The following is an 18,357-nucleotide window of genomic DNA, read 5'->3' as shown; positions in this document are numbered from 1 at the left end:
ACAAAAAAACAGACTTATTAACAGTATAAATGTTGACGATCTGTTAAGATTGAGTAACTTTGTATCCTAATATTTCTTAACAATTTATTTACTTTCGCTAAGTCAAGAATTAGGTGAATTTTCATCTGGTTTTTTTAAATATTTAATCAATAAATTACGGAGTTATAACTCAAAACTATATTCAATAAATGAAGCAACCCAATCAAATAAAAGGCTATCAAGTTGACAGGAGCACTATTATAAACCTTGAAAAAGGTAAGATTCCACCACAAGCGTTGGATCTTGAAGAAGTAGTACTTGGTGCAATGATGATTGACAAGAAAGGGGTTGATGAAGTGATTGACATTTTAAGTGCTGATGCCTTTTATAAAGAAGCACATCAACACATTTTTGAAGCCATATTTATGTTGTTTCAAGAAAGTCAACCAATTGACTTATTAACAGTTTCGACACAATTAAAAACAAATTCAAAATTAGATTTAGCAGGAGGAGATTTTTATTTAATTTCTTTAACACAAAAAGTATCCTCTTCTGCCCATATCGAGTTTCATGCTCGTATAATTCTGCAAAAGTTTATCCAAAGAAGTTTAATTAAAATTTCTTCTGAAATAATTGAAGAAGCTTACGACGAAACTCAAGATGTATTTGACCTTTTAGATAAAGCAGAATCTAGGTTATACGAAGTCACACAAGGAAACATTAAAAAATCCAGTGAAACTGCACAAGACTTAGTAATTCAAGCTAAGAAAAAAATTGAAGAAATCTCCAAAAAAGAGGGGATGAGTGGTGTGCCATCTGGTTTTAATAAACTAGATAAGTTAACCTCTGGTTGGCAAGAAAGTGATTTAATTATTATTGCAGCACGTCCAGGTATGGGTAAAACAGCCTTTACTTTAACAATGGCTAGAAACGTTGCAGTAAACTCAAATATTCCAGTTGCTTTTTTCTCTTTAGAGATGGCATCTGTACAGTTAATTACTCGTTTAATTTCTAGTGAGACAGGATTGTCTTCAGAAAAATTAAGAACTGGTAAACTTGAAAAACACGAGTGGGAGCAGCTTAACGTAAAAGTAAAAGCGTTAGAAAAAGCACCACTATTTATTGATGATACACCTTCGCTTTCTATTTTTGATTTACGTGCAAAAGCTAGACGTTTAGCTTCTCAGCATGGTATTAGAATGATCATGATTGATTATTTACAGTTGATGACAGCTGCAGGATCTGGAGGTAACCGTGAACAAGAAATATCGACTATTTCCCGTAACTTAAAAGCATTGGCTAAAGAGTTAAGTTTGCCTGTAATTGCACTGTCTCAATTATCGCGTGCTGTAGAAACTCGTGGAGGAAGTAAACGTCCTTTACTATCCGATTTACGTGAATCTGGTGCGATTGAGCAAGATGCCGATATTGTAAGTTTTATTTACAGACCAGAATATTATAAAATTGACGAGTGGGATGATGAAGAACGCTCTCCAACAGAAGGTCAAGGTGAGTTTATTGTAGCAAAACACCGTAATGGTGGTTTGGAAAGTATTAGACTTAAATTTATCGGTCATTTAGGTAAGTTTGATAATTTGGATGATTTTGACACACCATTTGGTCAAGAATTTCATAGTAAAATGAATGCTGCTGCAAATGATAATACATTTGCTCCAGACAATTTCCCGTCAGCTAATGATGCTTTTGGTGCACCAGAAGAGGATGATAACGACGTGCCTTTTTAATAATAAGTAACTATTTAAATGGATAAAATAAAAACAACTAACTACCTACTTTTAATAATTGTAATACCTATAATATTTTACTTATTAAAAGTACTGTCATTTATATTTGTACCTCTGGTTTTTTCAATGTTTATAGCATTGTTGTTTTTACCATTAATGCGTTTTTTACGTAAACGCAAATTGCCTAAAGCGGTCAGTGTTTTTATTGTATTACTAGTTATAGCTTTAGGTGTAAAGCTTGGAGTAGAATTAGTAAAGCTATCAAGTAGAGAAATTTTAGCATCAGATTCTCAATTTTTTGCTAAAGCAGAAACAAAAATCAATACACTAGTTGATAATGTCGAAGCTTTTTTTGGTGTAGAAAAAGTAGAAGGTAGCAGGTCTTTAACTAGGTTAGTTAATAAAGAAGCCTTGTTAGATAATTTATCACCAACAATTAGTTTTATTAGTAAATTTTTGACAGCTTTATTAATGACGACGTTTTTTGTGGTCTTATGGTTAGCAGAGTCCATTAATGTTGAAAAATTAATTAATAGGACCATTTTAAGAAAAAAGCACACGTCCATTAAAACGTTTATGAAAATAGAAAAAGACTTGATTAAATTTATTAAAGTTAAGTTTTTAGTAAGCTTTTTAACTGGTGTTTTTACAGGTGTGGCATGTTACTTTTTTGATGTAAGTTTCCCTATATTTTGGGGTTTATTTGCGTTCTTAATTAATTTTGTTCAAATGGTAGGTTCGTTTATTACAGTAATTTTGCTATCTATTTTTGCATTTGTCGAGTTAGAAACATCTAGTAAATTATTATTTTTTATAATTTCAATAACAGGAACACAAGTATTATATGGTAGTATTTTAGAGCCTATATTTATGGGTAAATCCTTTTCTATTAATGTTATTGCTGTTTTAGTGATGTTAATGTTTTGGGGTTACATTTGGGGTATTCCTGGTTTAATTATGGCTATTCCAATTACAGTATTTCTTAAAATTATTTTCGAACAATTTCCTCGAACAAAAATTATTTCAGAATTACTCTCAGGCTCTACCAGTTAATTTACTATTAATCCTTTTATAACAGTTGCTTTTTTAAGTATCTTTCAAGTTATAAAAAAGTATTTTTAAATGAATAAATTTACAGTATTTCTATTCTTATTTCTGTTTGTTTCTAAAGGGTTTGCATCCTATATCTTAATACCAATGGATGCTGATACCCAAAAAAATCATTTAAAAGCTTACGGAATTACGTATTGGAGTTTAGAAAAAGACGTTAAAGTTAAGTGGTTACTTAATTATAGAGGTGGTTCTTTTTTATTACCTGATAGCGAGTCAATCCAGCGTGAGTGTAAAATTAGAGGTGTTAGTTTCGAAATTATTTCTGATACAAAGACAGAGCAAATTTTAAAAGAAATAGCAAGTCCAAGTAAAAATATGGAAGCTGTGGTTTTGGAAAAAGCACCTAAAATTGCTGTGTACACACCTCAAGGTAAATTACCTTGGGATGATGCAGTAACTATGGTATTAAGTTATGCCGAAATACCTTACGAAACGATCTACGATGAAGAAGTATTAAAGGACGAATTACTGTTGTACGATTGGTTGCATCTTCACCATGAGGATTTTACAGGACAATTTGGGAAATTTTATGGTAGATATCGCCAAGCAGCATGGTATATTCAAGAAAAAAAAGACGCAGAAGCATTAGCTACTAAATTAGGTTATACCAAAGTATCTGAAGAGAAACGTGACGTTTCATTAAAAATAAGAGATTATGTAGTTGGTGGTGGCTTTATGTTTGCCATGTGTAGCGCAACAGAAAGTTTTGATATCGCCTTGTCTGCAGATGGAATTGATATTTGCGAACCTATGTTTGATGGAGACGCTAGTGATGGTAACTATCAAGCAAAAATTGATTTTGATAAAACATTTGCTTTTAAAGATTATACTCTAGAGCGTAGTCCTTTAGTGTATGAGTTTTCTAGCATTGATATGACCATGAAACGCAATATACCAAAGGAAACAGATTACTTTTCTTTAATGGATTTTTCGGCAAAATGGGATCCAATACCAACTATGCTTTGTCAAAATCATACAGCTTTAGTAAAAGGTTTTATGGGACAAACAACTTCTTTTACCAGAGACCAAATTAAGTCCAATGTTTTAATAATGGGAGAAAACAAAACAAATGGTGAAGCTAAATACATCCATGGTATAAAAGGAAAAGGCTTTTTTACTTTTTACGGTGGACATGATCCAGAAGATTATACGCACCAAGTTGGCGATCCAAAAACCGAATTATCCTTGCATCCAACATCACCTGGTTATAGACTTATTTTAAATAATGTCTTATTTCCTGCTGCTAAAAAGAAAAAGCAGAAAACGTAATATGAAATATTTATTTCTATGTATTTCTATCTTTTTTTTCCAAATTTCTTTTACTCAAACAGATAGTGTTCTAATTTATGGTCAAAATTTAATTGATCAAAATAAATTAGATACAGCCATAATTTACTACAAAAAGCACTTGCTTAGCCCAAGCAGTCAAAAACAACAGGTACACTTACTTTTTGGATTGGCAGATGCTTATAAATTAAAATTAGATTATACTAATGCTAATGAAAACTACAGCAAGTCTTTTATTACGATAAGCAAAATTAAAGACAAGCAATTAGAGTTTTTGTACTATGTAAAAAAAGCAGAGTTTTTTAGAAAAAGAGCTATGCATCTTGATGCAGTAAAAGAGTTAGATAAGGCGTTAGTTATATTAAAAAATACGCCTATAAATGATTTATATTTATCCAAGTATTACAATCGTAAAGCCGCACTTTTTACAGAGCATTACCAGTTGAATGATTCCACACTTTATTATTCAAATAAATCCTTAGTACTTGCAAAAAAAACAAACGATAATGATGCTGTTTTTTATTCATTATTAGAAATTTCTGGGGTTTATGAGCGTAAAAAGGATTATAAAACTTCTCTAAAATATTTGGATGAAATTATAGCTTTTGCTAAAAGCAATAATATGAAGCAGCAAGAAGCAGATGCTTACATTAGTTATGTAATGGTATTGGCACGAAGCAATCAATTAGAAAAAGCATTAAAAGCGTCACTTTATGCTGCAGATTTTTCTAAAAAAAATAAGTTTTTATACAATGAGATTATCTTTAATCAAAATATTCAAAATTTATATTTTAGACTAAATAATATAGAAAAAGCATACGAGTATTTAAAACAAAGATTAGAGTTAACAACCAAATATGATGAAATAAAAAAAGAAGAATTATTATTTAATCTAGAAACACAATACAAGCTGGCAGATAAAGAGAGTCAGATTAAGATTAATAATTTGGAAATTATAAATCAAAAAAAAGCATTAGCCTCTAATAAGGTAAACTTATATATTGCACTAGTATTGTTTATGTTTTCAATTGCAGTTGCAGTCCTAATAGCTTATTTTCTTAAACGCTCAAAAAAAAGCAATAAGCAATTACAAAAACTGTCTTCAGAAAACGAATTTTTATTAAGTGAAGCAAACCACAGGATTAATAATAACTTACAATTAGTAGTTATACTTATTACTAATCAACTTAAAAAAGCCTCGGAGACAGAAAAAATTCAACTAAAAAATATTTTAATAAAGGTGGAAGCTATTTCCACTTTACATAAACATTTATATAAAAACGAAGACAAACAAACTATAGATATTGCTAATTACTTAAAAGATGTAAAAACTAGTTTTTTTGATGTGTTTAAAGAAAATGATATTACTACTAACTTTGATGTCAATTCTTTAGAAATAGCAACAGATCAAGCAATGTATTTTGGATTATTACTAACTGAGTTATTAATTAACTCTATCAAACATGCCTTTAAGGAACAAGATTATAAGGTGATAGATTTTACATTAAGGGTTAATAATGGGTTGCTATTATTTATATATAGTGATAATGGTATAAGCTTGGCTAATAAGTCAATAAAACCTAAACTGGTAGATAAAATTTGTCGTCAATTAGAAATGGATTATAATATAAATTCAGATAATGGTTTTAATTTTTCGATGTCTAAAAAAATAAATAATGAATAAATTACTGGACACCAAAATCCTAATCGTAGAGGACGAGATTATTATAGCAGATTACATAGAGGAGTTATTACTTGAAGAGCAATTTACAAACGTAGTTATTGCCAATAATAAAGAAACAGCTTTAAATAAAATGACTGCTTTTTTACCTGATATTATTTTAATGGATATTAATTTACAAGGGAAAAATGAGGGTATTGAGTTAGCCAAAGTTAAAAATAATAATGCGACCATTATTTTTATCACAGGTCAAAACGACTTAGTTTTAATGAATGAAGCATTAAAATCCAATCCAGACGCTTACTTAACCAAACCTATAAAACGATTAGATCTATTAGCTTCAATAAATTTAGCGTTTTATAAAAAGCAATCGCAAATCTTTCAATTTAAAGATGGGTACGATATTGTTAATTTAAACTTTTCGGACATTAGATATTTTGTTGCAGAAGGTAATTATGTAAATATTTATACGCTTACTAAAAGATTTACTATTAGACAATCATTGATGGGTGTAATGGATAAACTTCCTACAGATAGTTTTAAACAAACGCATCGTTCTTATTTAGTAAATAAAAATAAGATAGAGAAAGTAACATCAAACACAGTAGTTATTAATGGTTTAGATATTCCTTTATCAAGGACGTATGCCAAACAATTTAAATAGCATTTTACATACAAAGTGACGCGTTTCAACCCGTGTTATTGGTATTTCATAGAGGAAAAGTTAGTTTTGCGATTCTTAAAAATCTAACTAACCTATTATTTATGAAACAATTTTATTTTACTTTTTTTGCTGTACTATTTATTGGTATGGTTTCAGCCCAAACCTTTCAAGAAGGAGGCGTTAATTATTATGTCATTTCAGCAGCTGACAGCACTGTTGGTGTGGTGTCATCTGCAAGTTTTGAAGGTGCATTAGTAGTACCTCCAACCGTTAATAATGCAAGTGTTGACTATACTGTAATTGCTATTTTAGATAGTGCATTTGAAAACAGTACAACGTTAACTTCAATAGAAATTCCTAATACTGTAACGTTTATAAGTAATGGAGCATTTCGATACTGTACCAACCTAACGTCTGTAGTTATACCTAATTCAGTTACAAGTATTGGGCAACTTGCATTTAACGCATGTTCTAGTTTAACTTCTATGGTAATACCAGATTCAGTTACTACTATAGGCATTGGAGGATTTGCAGGTTGTTCAGGTTTAACTTCTTTAACAATTTCTAATTCGTTAACTAGTTTGTCAGTTAATGTATTTGCAGGTTGTACTAGTTTAACGTCGTTAGATATTCCTAATTCAGTAACAAGTATTGGTCAAGATGCTATAAGAAATTGTTCAAGTTTAACTTCGGTAACGATTCCTAGTTCAGTTACAAGTATTTCTAATACTGTATTTCAAGACTGTTCTAATTTAAATACAGTTACTGTTGATTGGTCAACACCACTAGCTATTAATGCTAATGTTTTTCAAAATGTAAATATTGGTAGCGCAACCCTTTATGTTCCTGTTGGCACTGAGGCACTTTATCAATCAGAGCCAGTTTGGCAAAACTTTGGTACTATAGGTCAACCACAAGCAGCTACACATTTAAATTTTGATGGAGTAGATGATTTTATTGATTGTGGTAATATATTAACAGAGTCATACACAAAAGAGGCATGGATTTCTATAGATGCAATTAATCAGACAAGTAATATAATTTCAGGCTCAGATAGTTCTGGACAAAATGCTTTTTGGGTACCTAATGGAGTGTTATCTGCTGGTCATAATGGTTTCTGGAATGCTGTCGAAGATTCAAATGTATTATCAGTAAATACTTGGTATCATGTAGTGGTGAGTTATGATTACGCTACTCAAACTTTAAAATTATATAAAGACGGAATTTTGATAGATTCAAATAATAATGTTCCAGCACCAATTAATGGTAATGATATTCATATAGGTTCTTATAATGATGCAAGTAACTTATTTAATGGATCTATTGATGAAGTTCGTATTTGGAATGTCGTAAGAACAGAAGAACAAATTAATGGTAGCAAAAATTGCGAGTTACAAGGTGATGAAACAGGTCTTATTGCTTATTATAATTTTAATGAAGGTCTTGATGCTAATGAAAATGCAGCTTTCACAACCTTAAATGATGCTACTATCAATGCTAATAATGGGTCGTTAACTAATTTTGCTTTAACAGGAAACACCTCTAATTGGTTAGCAGGATCTCTTGTTGAAAGTGGATCAATTGTTCCTTCTGAAGCAAGTGTTAGTAGTCCAGTAAATTATACACAAAATGATAGTGCAACGCCATTAACTGCAACTTTAGGAGCCAATGGATCAGAATTATTATGGTATACAGCAGAAACAGGAGGAGTTGGATCAGCAATTGCGCCTACACCAAGCACAATGACTTCTGGGTCAACATCATATTGGGTAACAAGTGCTAATGCAAATGGATGTGAAAGTGAAAGAACTGAATTAGTAGTAAATGTAATAGAGCCAGCAACGCACTTAAATTTTGATGGTATTGACGACTATGTTAATATAAACATAGGAACATTTACTACTCAAAACTTTAACTATACTCATGAGTTTTGGTTTAAAACTACAAGCGCTAACAGTACAATTTTTAACTTTTCTGATACAGGAATGCCTAACTCTGGAGGTTTTAATAAAACCATTTATTTACAAAACGGAAACTTAGTGTCTTATGTTTATAACAATACAGAAAATTATATCACATCAACAGCCACATTTAATGATAATAATTGGCATCATGTTACAGAGATTGTTACGTTTTCAGAAAGAAGTCTTTATGTGGATGGTACATTAATAGGAACAGATACTAGTTTTTCTAACCAAAATTTTGGATATATAGTTCTAGGAGCAAGTAATTTAACTCCAGGAGTTTATTTTGAAGGAGAAATAGATGAAGTTAGAATTTGGAATACAGCCTTATCTATTGACGATGTTAATACTACAGGTAATTGTCAATTGCAAGGTGACGAAGCTAATTTACTAGCATATTATCAGTTTAATCAAGGAACAGATGCTACAGATAATACATCAGTAACAACTTTAATAGATGCGACAGCAAATGCATATAATGGTAATTTGATAAACTTTAGTTTAACAGGTAATACTAGTAATTGGTTAGCTGGCTCTCCTATTGGAGCAGCACCTATAGTTACAATGCAACCTCAGGATCAAACTATTACAGAAACAGATACTGCTGTTGTTTTTACTGTTTCAGCATCAAATGTCACATCTTACCAATGGGAAGTGTTTCTTGAAGATGGTGAAGGTGGTTCATGGATGCCTTTAGACGATTCATTAACTAATCCGGATGTTTCTGGTTCTACAACTAATACGTTAACAATTTCAGGAGATAATCTTTCTTTTATCGTTGGTTTACAATTTAGAGTTGTAATGAATGGTACTGCTAGTTGCAATGTTATTTCAAATGAAGTTACTGTAACAGATGAAACCCTATCAGTGTCTACTGTATTAATTAATGAAGTAAAAGTATTCCCAAATCCAACAACAGATAACGTTAAAATCTCGTTATCAAAAGTTCAAGATTTTGAAATATCTGTTTACGACTTAAACGGAAGATTACTTTTAAACTCAAAAAACAGAGGTGATGCATTCCTATTAGATTTAACCAGTTATCAAAATGGGATATATATTATAAAGACGAAGATCGATCAAAAAGAAGCTATTAATCGAGTTATTAAACACTAAGGAAGTTTAGTACAGTTCGAGAAGCAGTGTTGTAATTTACAACACTGCTTTTTTTTGCTATATAACTAGCGGATACTAATATCAAATTATTAAATTTTAGTGTTGTTTAACTAAACAATATTATATAAGAATATTATTTTTACTACATTACAGTTAATCTAAAACAGTCTTAAAATGTCAACAAAAGATCAAATCTTAAAAAAAATTGAAACATTAATCACCAACCACTTCGAATCTCCAAAAAATGCATTTGATTTTTTTGATGAAGATGGTGATAAAAAATTATCAAAATCAGAAATTAAAAACCTTTTGCAAGAAGCAGAAATTAGTGGGTTTATTAGAGGTATAGTCGCTTCAAAATTAATAGAAGGTTATGATTTAGATGGAGATCAACTTATAAGTTGGTCAGAATTTAAAACTGCAATTGACGAAATAGCACTTTAAATTCTGTCTTTTTTTGAAACAATCAATACTACAATTCCTCAAATTACAAATCATTACAATACTTTTTTGGGTATTATCGTTTTGCTTATTTATTACTATCCGTTATTTTGAAATAGGTACGGAAGGAGGAAAGGCATTTGTAACTAACTACGACCAAGTAATACCAATAACACAATGGTTACAATTTAGCATTTTAATAGGTGTGCTTGTTGGCTTTTTTTATGGGATAATCGAGTTTATTTCTGATAAATTATTGCTGTACAAATTTTCTACTGGTTTACTAATATTACTTAAAACAATTGTTTATTTACTTTTATTAATACTTTCAACAAATTTTGTGGTTGGTTTAATAGAAGTTCAAATAGACAGAAACCTTCCAAATGAACCTGGTTGGTGGATGGAAAATAAAGTGTTTTGGCTAATAGTTGTGTATTTTAATATATGCTCATTAATATTTTCTTTTTTAAAAATTGCGATAGAAAACTTTGGTCATGGCGTTTTATTTAATCAGTTAATTGGAAAATATAAAAGACCAAGAGAAGAACGTCGTATTTTTATGTTTCTAGATCTTCAATCTTCTACCACAATTGCAGAGCAATTAGGCCACTATAAATACAGTCAATTGATTCAACAATGCTTTTATGATCTTAACTCGATAATAAATAATTTTGATGCAAATATTTATCAATATGTTGGTGATGAGGCTGTGATTAGTTGGACTTTTGAGAAAGGTTTAAAACAAAATAATTGTGTCGAATTATTTTATAAATTTCAAGATAAGTTAGTTAAAAAAGAAAAAATATACCTCAAACAGTTTGGTATAATACCTAAATTTAAAGCTGGATTGCATGGAGGAACATTAATAGTGACAGAAGTTGGGACTATTAAAAAAGAAATTGCTTACCATGGAGATGTTATAAATACATCTGCAAGAATACAAGGAGAGTGTAATAAGTATGATGAAACGCTTCTTATATCCGAATCATTACTTCAAAAACTTAAATTACATAAATACAAGCTAAAATCAATGGGTGACATTACTTTAAAAGGTAAAGAAAGCACACTTAAGTTATTTTCAATTAATAAACTTAATTAATCAAACTATCAATTAACTGCTTGATTACAATTTCTACCCCTTTTTCATTATTTGATTTAGTTAAATAGTTAGCAATGGTTTTTACATTTGGATGTGCATTATCCATAGCGTAACTATAGTGTCCTAACTTTAGCATCTCTATATCATTATTATAATCTCCAAAAACCATAGTTTCAGATTCATTAATATTATATAGCTTTTGAATATGTTTAATGGCATAGCCTTTATTAGCTATATTTTCTGAAATATCAACCCAGTGATTGGCAGATACCTTTACTTTAAAATTTTGTTCCAAATGTTTAACGGAAGGGTAGATGTGCTTTTCAGAGCTTTCTTCATGATATAATGCTATTTTATAAACGTCTTCTGTAATTTCAGACACATCATCAATAATGTCGTAATTTGAGTAATACTCACTTAAAAGTGCTAACAATTTTTTAGATTTACTTATTACGTAAGCTTTATTTTTTGTGCAAAATACAGGATGAGTATCCTGTAATCCAACTACTAATTTAGAAATTGTAGTTAAGCTGTTTTTTTTAAAAGTATTTGAAATTAGTAAATGATCTTGTTTTATTGCTAGTCCACCATTTTCTGATACTATAATAATATCATCTTTAATAACTTTTAATTTTTCAAGCATGCTATAATAAGGTCTTCCGCTAGCAGCTACAAACAATATGTTTTTTTCTTTTAAGATTTTAAATAATTCAAAAAACTCATCACTTACTTGATGATTAGCGTTTAATAAAGTTCCATCTAAATCGGAAACTATTAATTTAATTTGGCTTAAAGACATGTGCAATTCAATATTTAAAATGTAAAGCTAGTGGATAAGTTTGTTATAAAACAATTATTATAGTTAAGTTATAATTAAATGGCATAAAAAAATCCGATTCAATTAAGAATCGGATTTTCTATTTTATAAGCGAAGTATTGTTATACAAATGGCAAAATGCCCTTTATTTTACTTTATTCACAATTGCTTCAAAAGCATCTGGATTGTTCATTGCTAAATCAGCTAAAACCTTACGGTTTAATTCGATATTATTAGCTTTTACTTTACCCATAAATTGTGAGTAAGACATTCCATGTAATCTTGCTCCAGCGTTAATACGCGTGATCCATAATGCACGGAAAGTTCTCTTTTTGTTTCTACGGTCTCTGTATGCATATTGCATAGCTTTATCAACCGCGTTTTTTGCTACTGTCCAAACGTTTTTACGACGTCCAAAGTAACCTTTTGCTTGTTTAAGCACCTTTTTTCTTCTGGCTCTTTTGGCAACAGAATTTACTGATCTAGGCATAATTTAAATTGTTTTTTGTAGTAGGCGGTTAATTAATTAACACTTTGTAAAGGCCTAACTCCAGGGTTTATAAATAATTTGTAACCAATTAAGGTAATGTTACTTTAAACGCATCATTACTTTAATATTGTTCTCATCCGCTTTATGTACTAAACCGTCATGAGTTAACTTAAGCTTACGTTTTTTAGACTTCTTTGTTAAGATGTGACTTTTAAAAGCGTGCTTTCTTTTAATTTTACCAGTACCAGTAAGCTTGAAACGCTTTTTAGCACTAGATTTTGTTTTCATTTTAGGCATTTTGTTTCCTAGTTTTAATTATTTCGCTTATAATATTGTGGTCCTTAATAAAGGATACTATTTACTTTTTAGGAGCAATAAACATGGTCATACGCTTTCCTTCAAGTCTTGGCATTTGCTCTACTTTTCCAAATTCTTCCAAATCTTGAGCTAATCGTAATAATAATATTTGTCCTTGCTCTTTAAACACAATTGATCTCCCTTTAAAGAAAACAAAAGCTTTTAGCTTTGCACCTTCTTTTAAGAATTTCTCGGCGTGTTTCTTTTTAAATTCGTAATCATGGTCATCTGTTTGAGGACCAAATCGAATTTCTTTGATAACAACTTTTGTAGCCTTGGATTTTAATGCTTTTTCCCGCTTCTTCTGTTCATAAAGAAACTTCTTGTAATCCATTATTTTACATACAGGCGGATCTGCTTTAGGCGAAATCTCCACCAAGTCAAGTTCTTGCTCTCTTGCAAATTCTCTTGCTTCTTTAGTGGTATAAATTCCTACTTCAACATTTTCTCCAACTAGACGCACTTTTTCTGCTCTAATCTTACCGTTAATGTTGTGCTGATCTTCCTTAATGATTCTTGCCGGACCTCTTGATCTTTTTCTACGTATTGCTATGACTTATATATTTTAGTTAAACTTAATTTTAAAATTGTCTTTTTGTTTTATTTATCTCTGTTTTAACAATTTCTGCAAAGGTATCTACACTAATCGTGCCTAAATCTTCACCACCATGTTGTCTTACAGATATCTTGTTTTCTGCTTCCTCTTGTTCCCCAATGATAATCATATAAGGCGTTTTACTCATTTCAGCCTCTCTAATTTTCTTACCAATGGTCTCGCTTCTGTTATCTACAAGTGCGCGAATTTCGTGATTTTCTAGCAAAGTTAAAACTTTTTCACCGTATTTCTCGTATTTCTCACTAAGAGTTAATATAGAAACTTGATTTGGCATTAACCAAAGCGGGAAATTTCCTCCTGTATGTTCCAGTAAAATTGCTATAAAACGTTCCATACTCCCAAAAGGCGCACGGTGTATCATTACAGGTCTGTGTGTTTCATTATCACTACCTTTATAAGATAATTCAAAACGTTCTGGTAAATTATAATCAACCTGAATAGTTCCTAATTGCCATTGTCTACCTAAAGCATCCTTAACCATAAAGTCTAATTTAGGTCCGTAAAATGCAGCTTCGCCAGTTTCTATAACATAATTTAAATTTTTATCTTTCGCAGCATTTATAATAGCTTGTTCTGCTTTTTCCCAGTTTTCTAAACTTCCAATATATTTTTCTGGCTTTTCTGGGTCACGCAATGATACTTGTGCAGTAAAGTTTTCAAATCCTAAAGATCCAAATACATACAACACTAAATCAATAACATTTTTAAACTCTTGATCTAATTGATCTGGAGTACAAAAAATATGGGCATCATCCTGCGTAAAACCTCTAACTCTTGTTAAACCATGTAATTCGCCACTTTGTTCATATCTATAAACAGTACCAAATTCAGCAAAACGCTTTGGTAAATCTTTGTAAGACCATTGCATACTGTTATATATTTCACAGTGATGTGGGCAGTTCATTGGTTTTAGTAAAAATTCCTCACCTTCTTTTGGCGTAGTAATTGGCTGGAAGCTATCTTCACCATACTTAGCATAATGTCCAGAAGTAACATAAAGCTCCTTTTGTCCTATATGTGGTGTAACAACCATTTCATAACCTGCTTTTTTCTGAGCAGCCTTTAAAAAATCTTCTAAACGCTCACGTAAAGCAGCACCTTTTGGTAACCATAAAGGTAAACCTGCTCCAACTTTTTGAGAAAAAGTAAAAAGCTCAAGTTCTTTACCTAACTTTCTATGGTCACGTTTTTTAGCTTCTTCTAATAAAGCTAAGTATTCAGTTAATTCTTTTTGTTTTGGAAAAGATGTTCCGTAAACACGTGTTAATTGTGGTTTGTTTTCATCACCTCTCCAATAAGCACCTGCAACAGATAATATTTTTACAGCTTTAATAATCCCTGTGTTCGGGATATGTCCACCACGACACAAATCAGTAAAAGTAGAATGGTCACAAAAAGTAATAGTCCCATCCTCAAGATTTTCAATTAATTCAGTCTTATATTCATTGTCTTTATATAAAGATAAAGCATCGGCTTTAGTAACAGATCGCATAGCAAACTCATGTTTGCCTCTTGCAATCTCTAACATTTTAGTTTCAATGTTTTTAAAATCTTTATCAGTAATGGTCTCATTACCAAAATCAACATCATAATAAAAACCATTATCAATAGCAGGACCAATAGTTAATTTACTATTAGGATATAACTCCTCAATCGCCTGAGCTAATACGTGGGCAGAACTATGCCAAAATGCTTTCTTTCCTTCATCGTTAGTCCAAGTGTAAAGTACCAAAGATCCATCTGTTGTTAATTTCGTAGATGTTTCAACGGTTGTTCCATTAAAGCTTGCCGAAATAACATTTCTTGCCAATCCCTCGCTAATACTCTTAGCAACATCCATAGGTGTAGAATCTTTTTCAAAAGATTTTACACTACCGTCCGGTAAAGTAATTTTTATCATCAATATAATATTAGACCGCAAATATAATAGGATATTAGTAATTGGCAATACAACTCTTAACTAATACTAAATAAATTCACACAATAAAATAATGGCGTTACCCAAAGGGTCAGGCTTTCACTACTCGCTTTTTTTTACATAAGTATTATACATATACATAATGTCTATTTGTAATACGCAATATAATAGCCAATATATAATAGGAAACAAAAAAGAGCTCAAGCAGACCGTTCAATCCTTAACGCAAGCATCTCAAACTAATTTATACTAGTAAAAGTAACATAGTGTCTATTAAAACCACCGTAATTAGTTTAAATCACAACCAATTCAAATAAAAATATTTCATAACCTGTTAGCAATAAGGCATTAAAGGTTTGTATTAAAATAAAATTAAAAAAAGATTAAAAAAAGGGTTGTGGGAAAGAAAAAGGCTTGTATATTTGCACCCCGAAAACGACGTAACTGATGTTACTGAGAGTAGAGGAAAACGTTCTAAGATATATTGAAAGTGAAGTTTAAAAAAGAAAAAACTTTTTTTTTAAATAAAGCTTGTGGGATTTAAAAAAGCGAATTATATTTGCACCCGCTTAAGGAAATAACATCTTAAGAGACAGAGAAAAAAGTTCATAAACATATTGAATTGACAGCGTAAGAATTAATTGGAAACGATTAATTTAAACAAACGAGAATAAACCATTTTGAGTACTGAAAACATTATTAATTGTTAAAACATAGTCGTAAGACTTAAAATTTAACGATGAAGAGTTTGATCCTGGCTCAGGATGAACGCTAGCGGCAGGCTTAACACATGCAAGTCGAGGGGTAGCAGGGAGCTTGCTCCGCTGACGACCGGCGAACGGGTGCGTAACGCGTATAGAATCTACCTCTTACTAAGGGATAGCCCAGAGAAATTTGGATTAATATCTTATAGTATGTTAACTTGGCATCAAGATGACATTAAAGGTTACGGTAAGAGATGACTATGCGTCCTATTAGCTAGATGGTGTGGTAACGGCACACCATGGCAACGATAGGTAGGGGCCCTGAGAGGGGGATCCCCCACACTGGTACTGAGACACGGACCAGACTCCTACGGGAGGCAGCAGTGAGGAATATTGGACAATGGAGGCAACTCTGATCCAGCCATGCCGCGTGCAGGAAGACTGCCCTATGGGTTGTAAACTGCTTTTATACAGGAAGAAACACTCTCACGTGTGAGAGCTTGACGGTACTGTAAGAATAAGGATCGGCTAACTCCGTGCCAGCAGCCGCGGTAATACGGAGGATCCAAGCGTTATCCGGAATCATTGGGTTTAAAGGGTCCGTAGGTGGATAATTAAGTCAGAGGTGAAATCCTGCAGCTCAACTGTAGAATTGCCTTTGATACTGGTTGTCTTGAGTTATTATGAAGTAGTTAGAATATGTAGTGTAGCGGTGAAATGCATAGATATTACATAGAATACCAATTGCGAAGGCAGATTACTAATAATATACTGACACTGATGGACGAAAGCGTGGGGAGCGAACAGGATTAGATACCCTGGTAGTCCACGCCGTAAACGATGGTCACTAGCTGTTCGAACTTCGGTTTGAGTGGCTAAGCGAAAGTGATAAGTGACCCACCTGGGGAGTACGTTCGCAAGAATGAAACTCAAAGGAATTGACGGGGGCCCGCACAAGCGGTGGAGCATGTGGTTTAATTCGATGATACGCGAGGAACCTTACCAGGGCTTAAATGTAAATTGACAGGTTTAGAAATAGACTTTTCTTCGGACAATTTACAAGGTGCTGCATGGTTGTCGTCAGCTCGTGCCGTGAGGTGTCAGGTTAAGTCCTATAACGAGCGCAACCCCTGTTGTTAGTTGCCAGCGAGTCATGTCGGGAACTCTAACAAGACTGCCAGTGCAAACTGTGAGGAAGGTGGGGATGACGTCAAATCATCACGGCCCTTACGTCCTGGGCTACACACGTGCTACAATGGTAGGGACAGAGAGCAGCCACTGGGTGACCAGGAGCGAATCTATAAACCCTATCACAGTTCGGATCGGAGTCTGCAACTCGACTCCGTGAAGCTGGAATCGCTAGTAATCGCATATCAGCCATGATGCGGTGAATACGTTCCCGGGCCTTGTACACACCGCCCGTCAAGCCATGGAAGCTGGGAGTGCCTGAAGTCCGTCGCCGTAAGGAGCGGCCTAGGGTAAAATCGGTAACTAGGGCTAAGTCGTAACAAGGTAGCCGTACCGGAAGGTGCGGCTGGAACACCTCCTTTCTAGAGAAAGACAATTATTGTGTTTTTTTATGTAAACAAAAAGTTTATTCTCCTGCTGTTGATTTATAATCTATTATAGTAGAGTCTCATAGCTCAGCTGGTTAGAGCGCTACACTGATAATGTAGAGGTCGGCAGTTCGAGTCTGCCTGAGACTACTAATACTATGATAAAAGGAAATTCTAGAAGTTGTCAATTCTAAATAAGTAATTCTGAATAGAACATTCGGGATTCCTATATGGGGGATTAGCTCAGCTGGCTAGAGCGCCTGCCTTGCACGCAGGAGGTCATCGGTTCGACTCCGATATTCTCCACTATTCAGTTTTAACTGAAAAAGTTCTTTGACATATTGAAAAAAGATACATGAAAATTTAGTGAGATTTTTCTCATTAAAATTAATGTGGTATTATACTAATCGTAGTATAATACTGCATAGAACTCATTAAAAAGCAAATAGTACAATAAGCTAAATAAGAGCGTATGGGGAATGCCTAGGCTCTCAGAGGCGATGAAGGACGTGATAAGCTGCGAAAAGCTGCGGGGATTGGCACATACAAATTGATCCGTAGATATCCGAATGGGGCAACCCAGCATATTGAAGATATGTTATCCGAAAGGAAGTAAACCCGGAGAACTGAAACATCTAAGTACCCGGAGGAGAAGAAAACAAAAGTGATTCCGTTAGTAGTGGCGAGCGAACGCGGATTAGCCCAAACCAGTATTGTTAAGGCAATGCTGGGGTTGTAGGACTACAATATTTGAGCTGTAATGAATTAGAATAGTTTGGAAAGACTAACCAAAGAGGGTGATAGTCCCGT

At 32.5% G+C, this 18,357-nt stretch carries 13 protein-coding genes, 2 tRNA genes and 2 rRNA genes (1 of these 17 running past the window's edge); 12 read left to right on the top strand and 5 right to left on the bottom strand.

The window, feature by feature from the left end:
* Positions 1-188: 188 nt before the first annotated feature.
* From dnaB to JM82_RS00050, 8 genes are all read left to right on the top strand, one after another.
* A complete protein-coding gene (gene dnaB, locus JM82_RS00085; RefSeq protein WP_145000028.1) occupies positions 189-1,724 on the top strand; it encodes a replicative DNA helicase in 1,536 nt (511 codons plus the stop codon).
* Between the two features lie 18 nt (positions 1,725-1,742).
* Positions 1,743-2,777: an AI-2E family transporter gene (locus JM82_RS00080; RefSeq protein ID WP_145000026.1), complete on the top strand. Its 1,035-nt coding sequence runs from the start codon at positions 1,743-1,745 to the stop codon at positions 2,775-2,777.
* A gap of 144 nt (positions 2,778-2,921) precedes the next feature.
* Positions 2,922-4,106 carry an asparagine synthetase B gene (locus JM82_RS00075; protein WP_145001080.1) on the top strand — a complete coding sequence of 395 codons (1,185 nt, stop codon included), beginning with the start codon at positions 2,922-2,924 and terminating at the stop codon, positions 4,104-4,106.
* Between the two features lies 1 nt (position 4,107).
* Entirely contained in the window at positions 4,108-5,808 is a 1,701-nt protein-coding gene (locus JM82_RS00070) for a sensor histidine kinase (protein WP_186439158.1), read from the top strand.
* Entirely contained in the window at positions 5,801-6,469 is a 669-nt protein-coding gene (locus JM82_RS00065; RefSeq protein ID WP_145000022.1) for a LytR/AlgR family response regulator transcription factor, read from the top strand. The genes JM82_RS00070 and JM82_RS00065 overlap by 8 nt, the downstream gene beginning before the upstream one ends.
* 101 nt (positions 6,470-6,570) lie before the next feature.
* Positions 6,571-9,549 (top strand): leucine-rich repeat protein, encoded by a 2,979-nt coding sequence (locus JM82_RS00060; RefSeq protein ID WP_145000020.1) that lies wholly within the window; start codon positions 6,571-6,573, stop codon positions 9,547-9,549.
* Positions 9,550-9,723: 174 nt separating this feature from the next.
* On the top strand, positions 9,724-9,993 hold the full coding sequence (locus JM82_RS00055) for an EF-hand domain-containing protein (protein WP_145000018.1): 270 nt from the start codon (positions 9,724-9,726) through the stop codon (positions 9,991-9,993).
* 13 nt (positions 9,994-10,006) lie between these two features.
* The gene (locus tag JM82_RS00050) at positions 10,007-11,089 is read left to right on the top strand and encodes an adenylate/guanylate cyclase domain-containing protein (protein WP_145000016.1); all 1,083 of its coding nucleotides are present in this window, start codon (positions 10,007-10,009) and stop codon (positions 11,087-11,089) included.
* On the opposite strand, the gene JM82_RS00045 is transcribed toward JM82_RS00050, so the two are convergent.
* The 5 genes from JM82_RS00045 to thrS all read right to left on the bottom strand — a co-directional run bounded on the left by JM82_RS00045 (position 11,082) and on the right by thrS (position 15,269).
* On the bottom strand, positions 11,082-11,888 hold the full coding sequence (locus JM82_RS00045) for an HAD family hydrolase (RefSeq protein WP_145000014.1): 807 nt from the start codon (positions 11,886-11,888) through the stop codon (positions 11,082-11,084). The genes JM82_RS00050 and JM82_RS00045 overlap by 8 nt on opposite strands.
* Positions 11,889-12,051: 163 nt before the next feature.
* Entirely contained in the window at positions 12,052-12,396 is a 345-nt protein-coding gene (gene rplT / locus JM82_RS00040; RefSeq protein ID WP_028282920.1) for a 50S ribosomal protein L20, read from the bottom strand.
* 99 nt (positions 12,397-12,495) lie between these two features.
* A complete protein-coding gene (gene rpmI / locus JM82_RS00035) occupies positions 12,496-12,693 on the bottom strand; it encodes a 50S ribosomal protein L35 (protein ID WP_090839495.1) in 198 nt (65 codons plus the stop codon).
* A gap of 61 nt (positions 12,694-12,754) precedes the next feature.
* Positions 12,755-13,264 (bottom strand): translation initiation factor IF-3, encoded by a 510-nt coding sequence (gene infC / locus JM82_RS00030; protein ID WP_261375276.1) that lies wholly within the window; start codon positions 13,262-13,264, stop codon positions 12,755-12,757.
* Positions 13,265-13,334: 70 nt separating this feature from the next.
* Positions 13,335-15,269 carry a threonine--tRNA ligase gene (gene thrS / locus JM82_RS00025; protein ID WP_145000012.1) on the bottom strand — a complete coding sequence of 645 codons (1,935 nt, stop codon included), beginning with the start codon at positions 15,267-15,269 and terminating at the stop codon, positions 13,335-13,337.
* Between the two features lie 754 nt (positions 15,270-16,023).
* On the opposite strand from thrS, the gene JM82_RS00020 reads away from it, so the two are divergent.
* The 4 genes from JM82_RS00020 to JM82_RS00005 all read left to right on the top strand — a co-directional run.
* Positions 16,024-17,541, top strand: a 16S ribosomal RNA gene (locus JM82_RS00020).
* An 82-nt stretch (positions 17,542-17,623) separates the two neighbouring features.
* Positions 17,624-17,697: transfer RNA gene (locus tag JM82_RS00015), tRNA-Ile, on the top strand.
* An 82-nt stretch (positions 17,698-17,779) separates the two neighbouring features.
* A tRNA-Ala gene (locus tag JM82_RS00010) sits at positions 17,780-17,853 on the top strand.
* Positions 17,854-17,998: 145 nt separating this feature from the next.
* A 23S ribosomal RNA gene (locus JM82_RS00005) occupies positions 17,999-18,357 on the top strand; it runs 2,458 nt beyond the window's last position.
* The 16S and 23S rRNA genes sit together here with 2 tRNA genes alongside, the layout of an rRNA operon.

The sequence above is a fragment of the Olleya sp. Hel_I_94 genome (genome assembly GCF_007827365.1).
In the GTDB taxonomy this organism is placed as follows: Bacteria; Bacteroidota; Bacteroidia; order Flavobacteriales; family Flavobacteriaceae; genus Olleya.
The sequence above is the reverse complement of the archived record's forward strand: the minus strand, read 5'-3'. Positions and strand labels throughout refer to the sequence as shown.

Coding starts and splice junctions, on each gene's coding strand:
- dnaB (WP_145000028.1), top strand. CDS start 189: ATGAAGCAACCCAATCAAATAAAAGGCTATCAAGTTGACAGGAGCACT.
- JM82_RS00080 (WP_145000026.1), top strand. CDS start 1,743: ATGGATAAAATAAAAACAACTAACTACCTACTTTTAATAATTGTAATA.
- JM82_RS00075 (WP_145001080.1), top strand. CDS start 2,922: ATGGATGCTGATACCCAAAAAAATCATTTAAAAGCTTACGGAATTACG.
- JM82_RS00070 (WP_186439158.1), top strand. CDS start 4,108: ATGAAATATTTATTTCTATGTATTTCTATCTTTTTTTTCCAAATTTCT.
- JM82_RS00065 (WP_145000022.1), top strand. CDS start 5,801: ATGAATAAATTACTGGACACCAAAATCCTAATCGTAGAGGACGAGATT.
- JM82_RS00060 (WP_145000020.1), top strand. CDS start 6,571: ATGAAACAATTTTATTTTACTTTTTTTGCTGTACTATTTATTGGTATG.
- JM82_RS00055 (WP_145000018.1), top strand. CDS start 9,724: ATGTCAACAAAAGATCAAATCTTAAAAAAAATTGAAACATTAATCACC.
- JM82_RS00045 (WP_145000014.1), bottom strand. CDS start 11,888: ATGTCTTTAAGCCAAATTAAATTAATAGTTTCCGATTTAGATGGAACT.
- rplT (WP_028282920.1), bottom strand. CDS start 12,396: ATGCCTAGATCAGTAAATTCTGTTGCCAAAAGAGCCAGAAGAAAAAAG.
- rpmI (WP_090839495.1), bottom strand. CDS start 12,693: ATGCCTAAAATGAAAACAAAATCTAGTGCTAAAAAGCGTTTCAAGCTT.
- thrS (WP_145000012.1), bottom strand. CDS start 15,269: ATGATAAAAATTACTTTACCGGACGGTAGTGTAAAATCTTTTGAAAAA.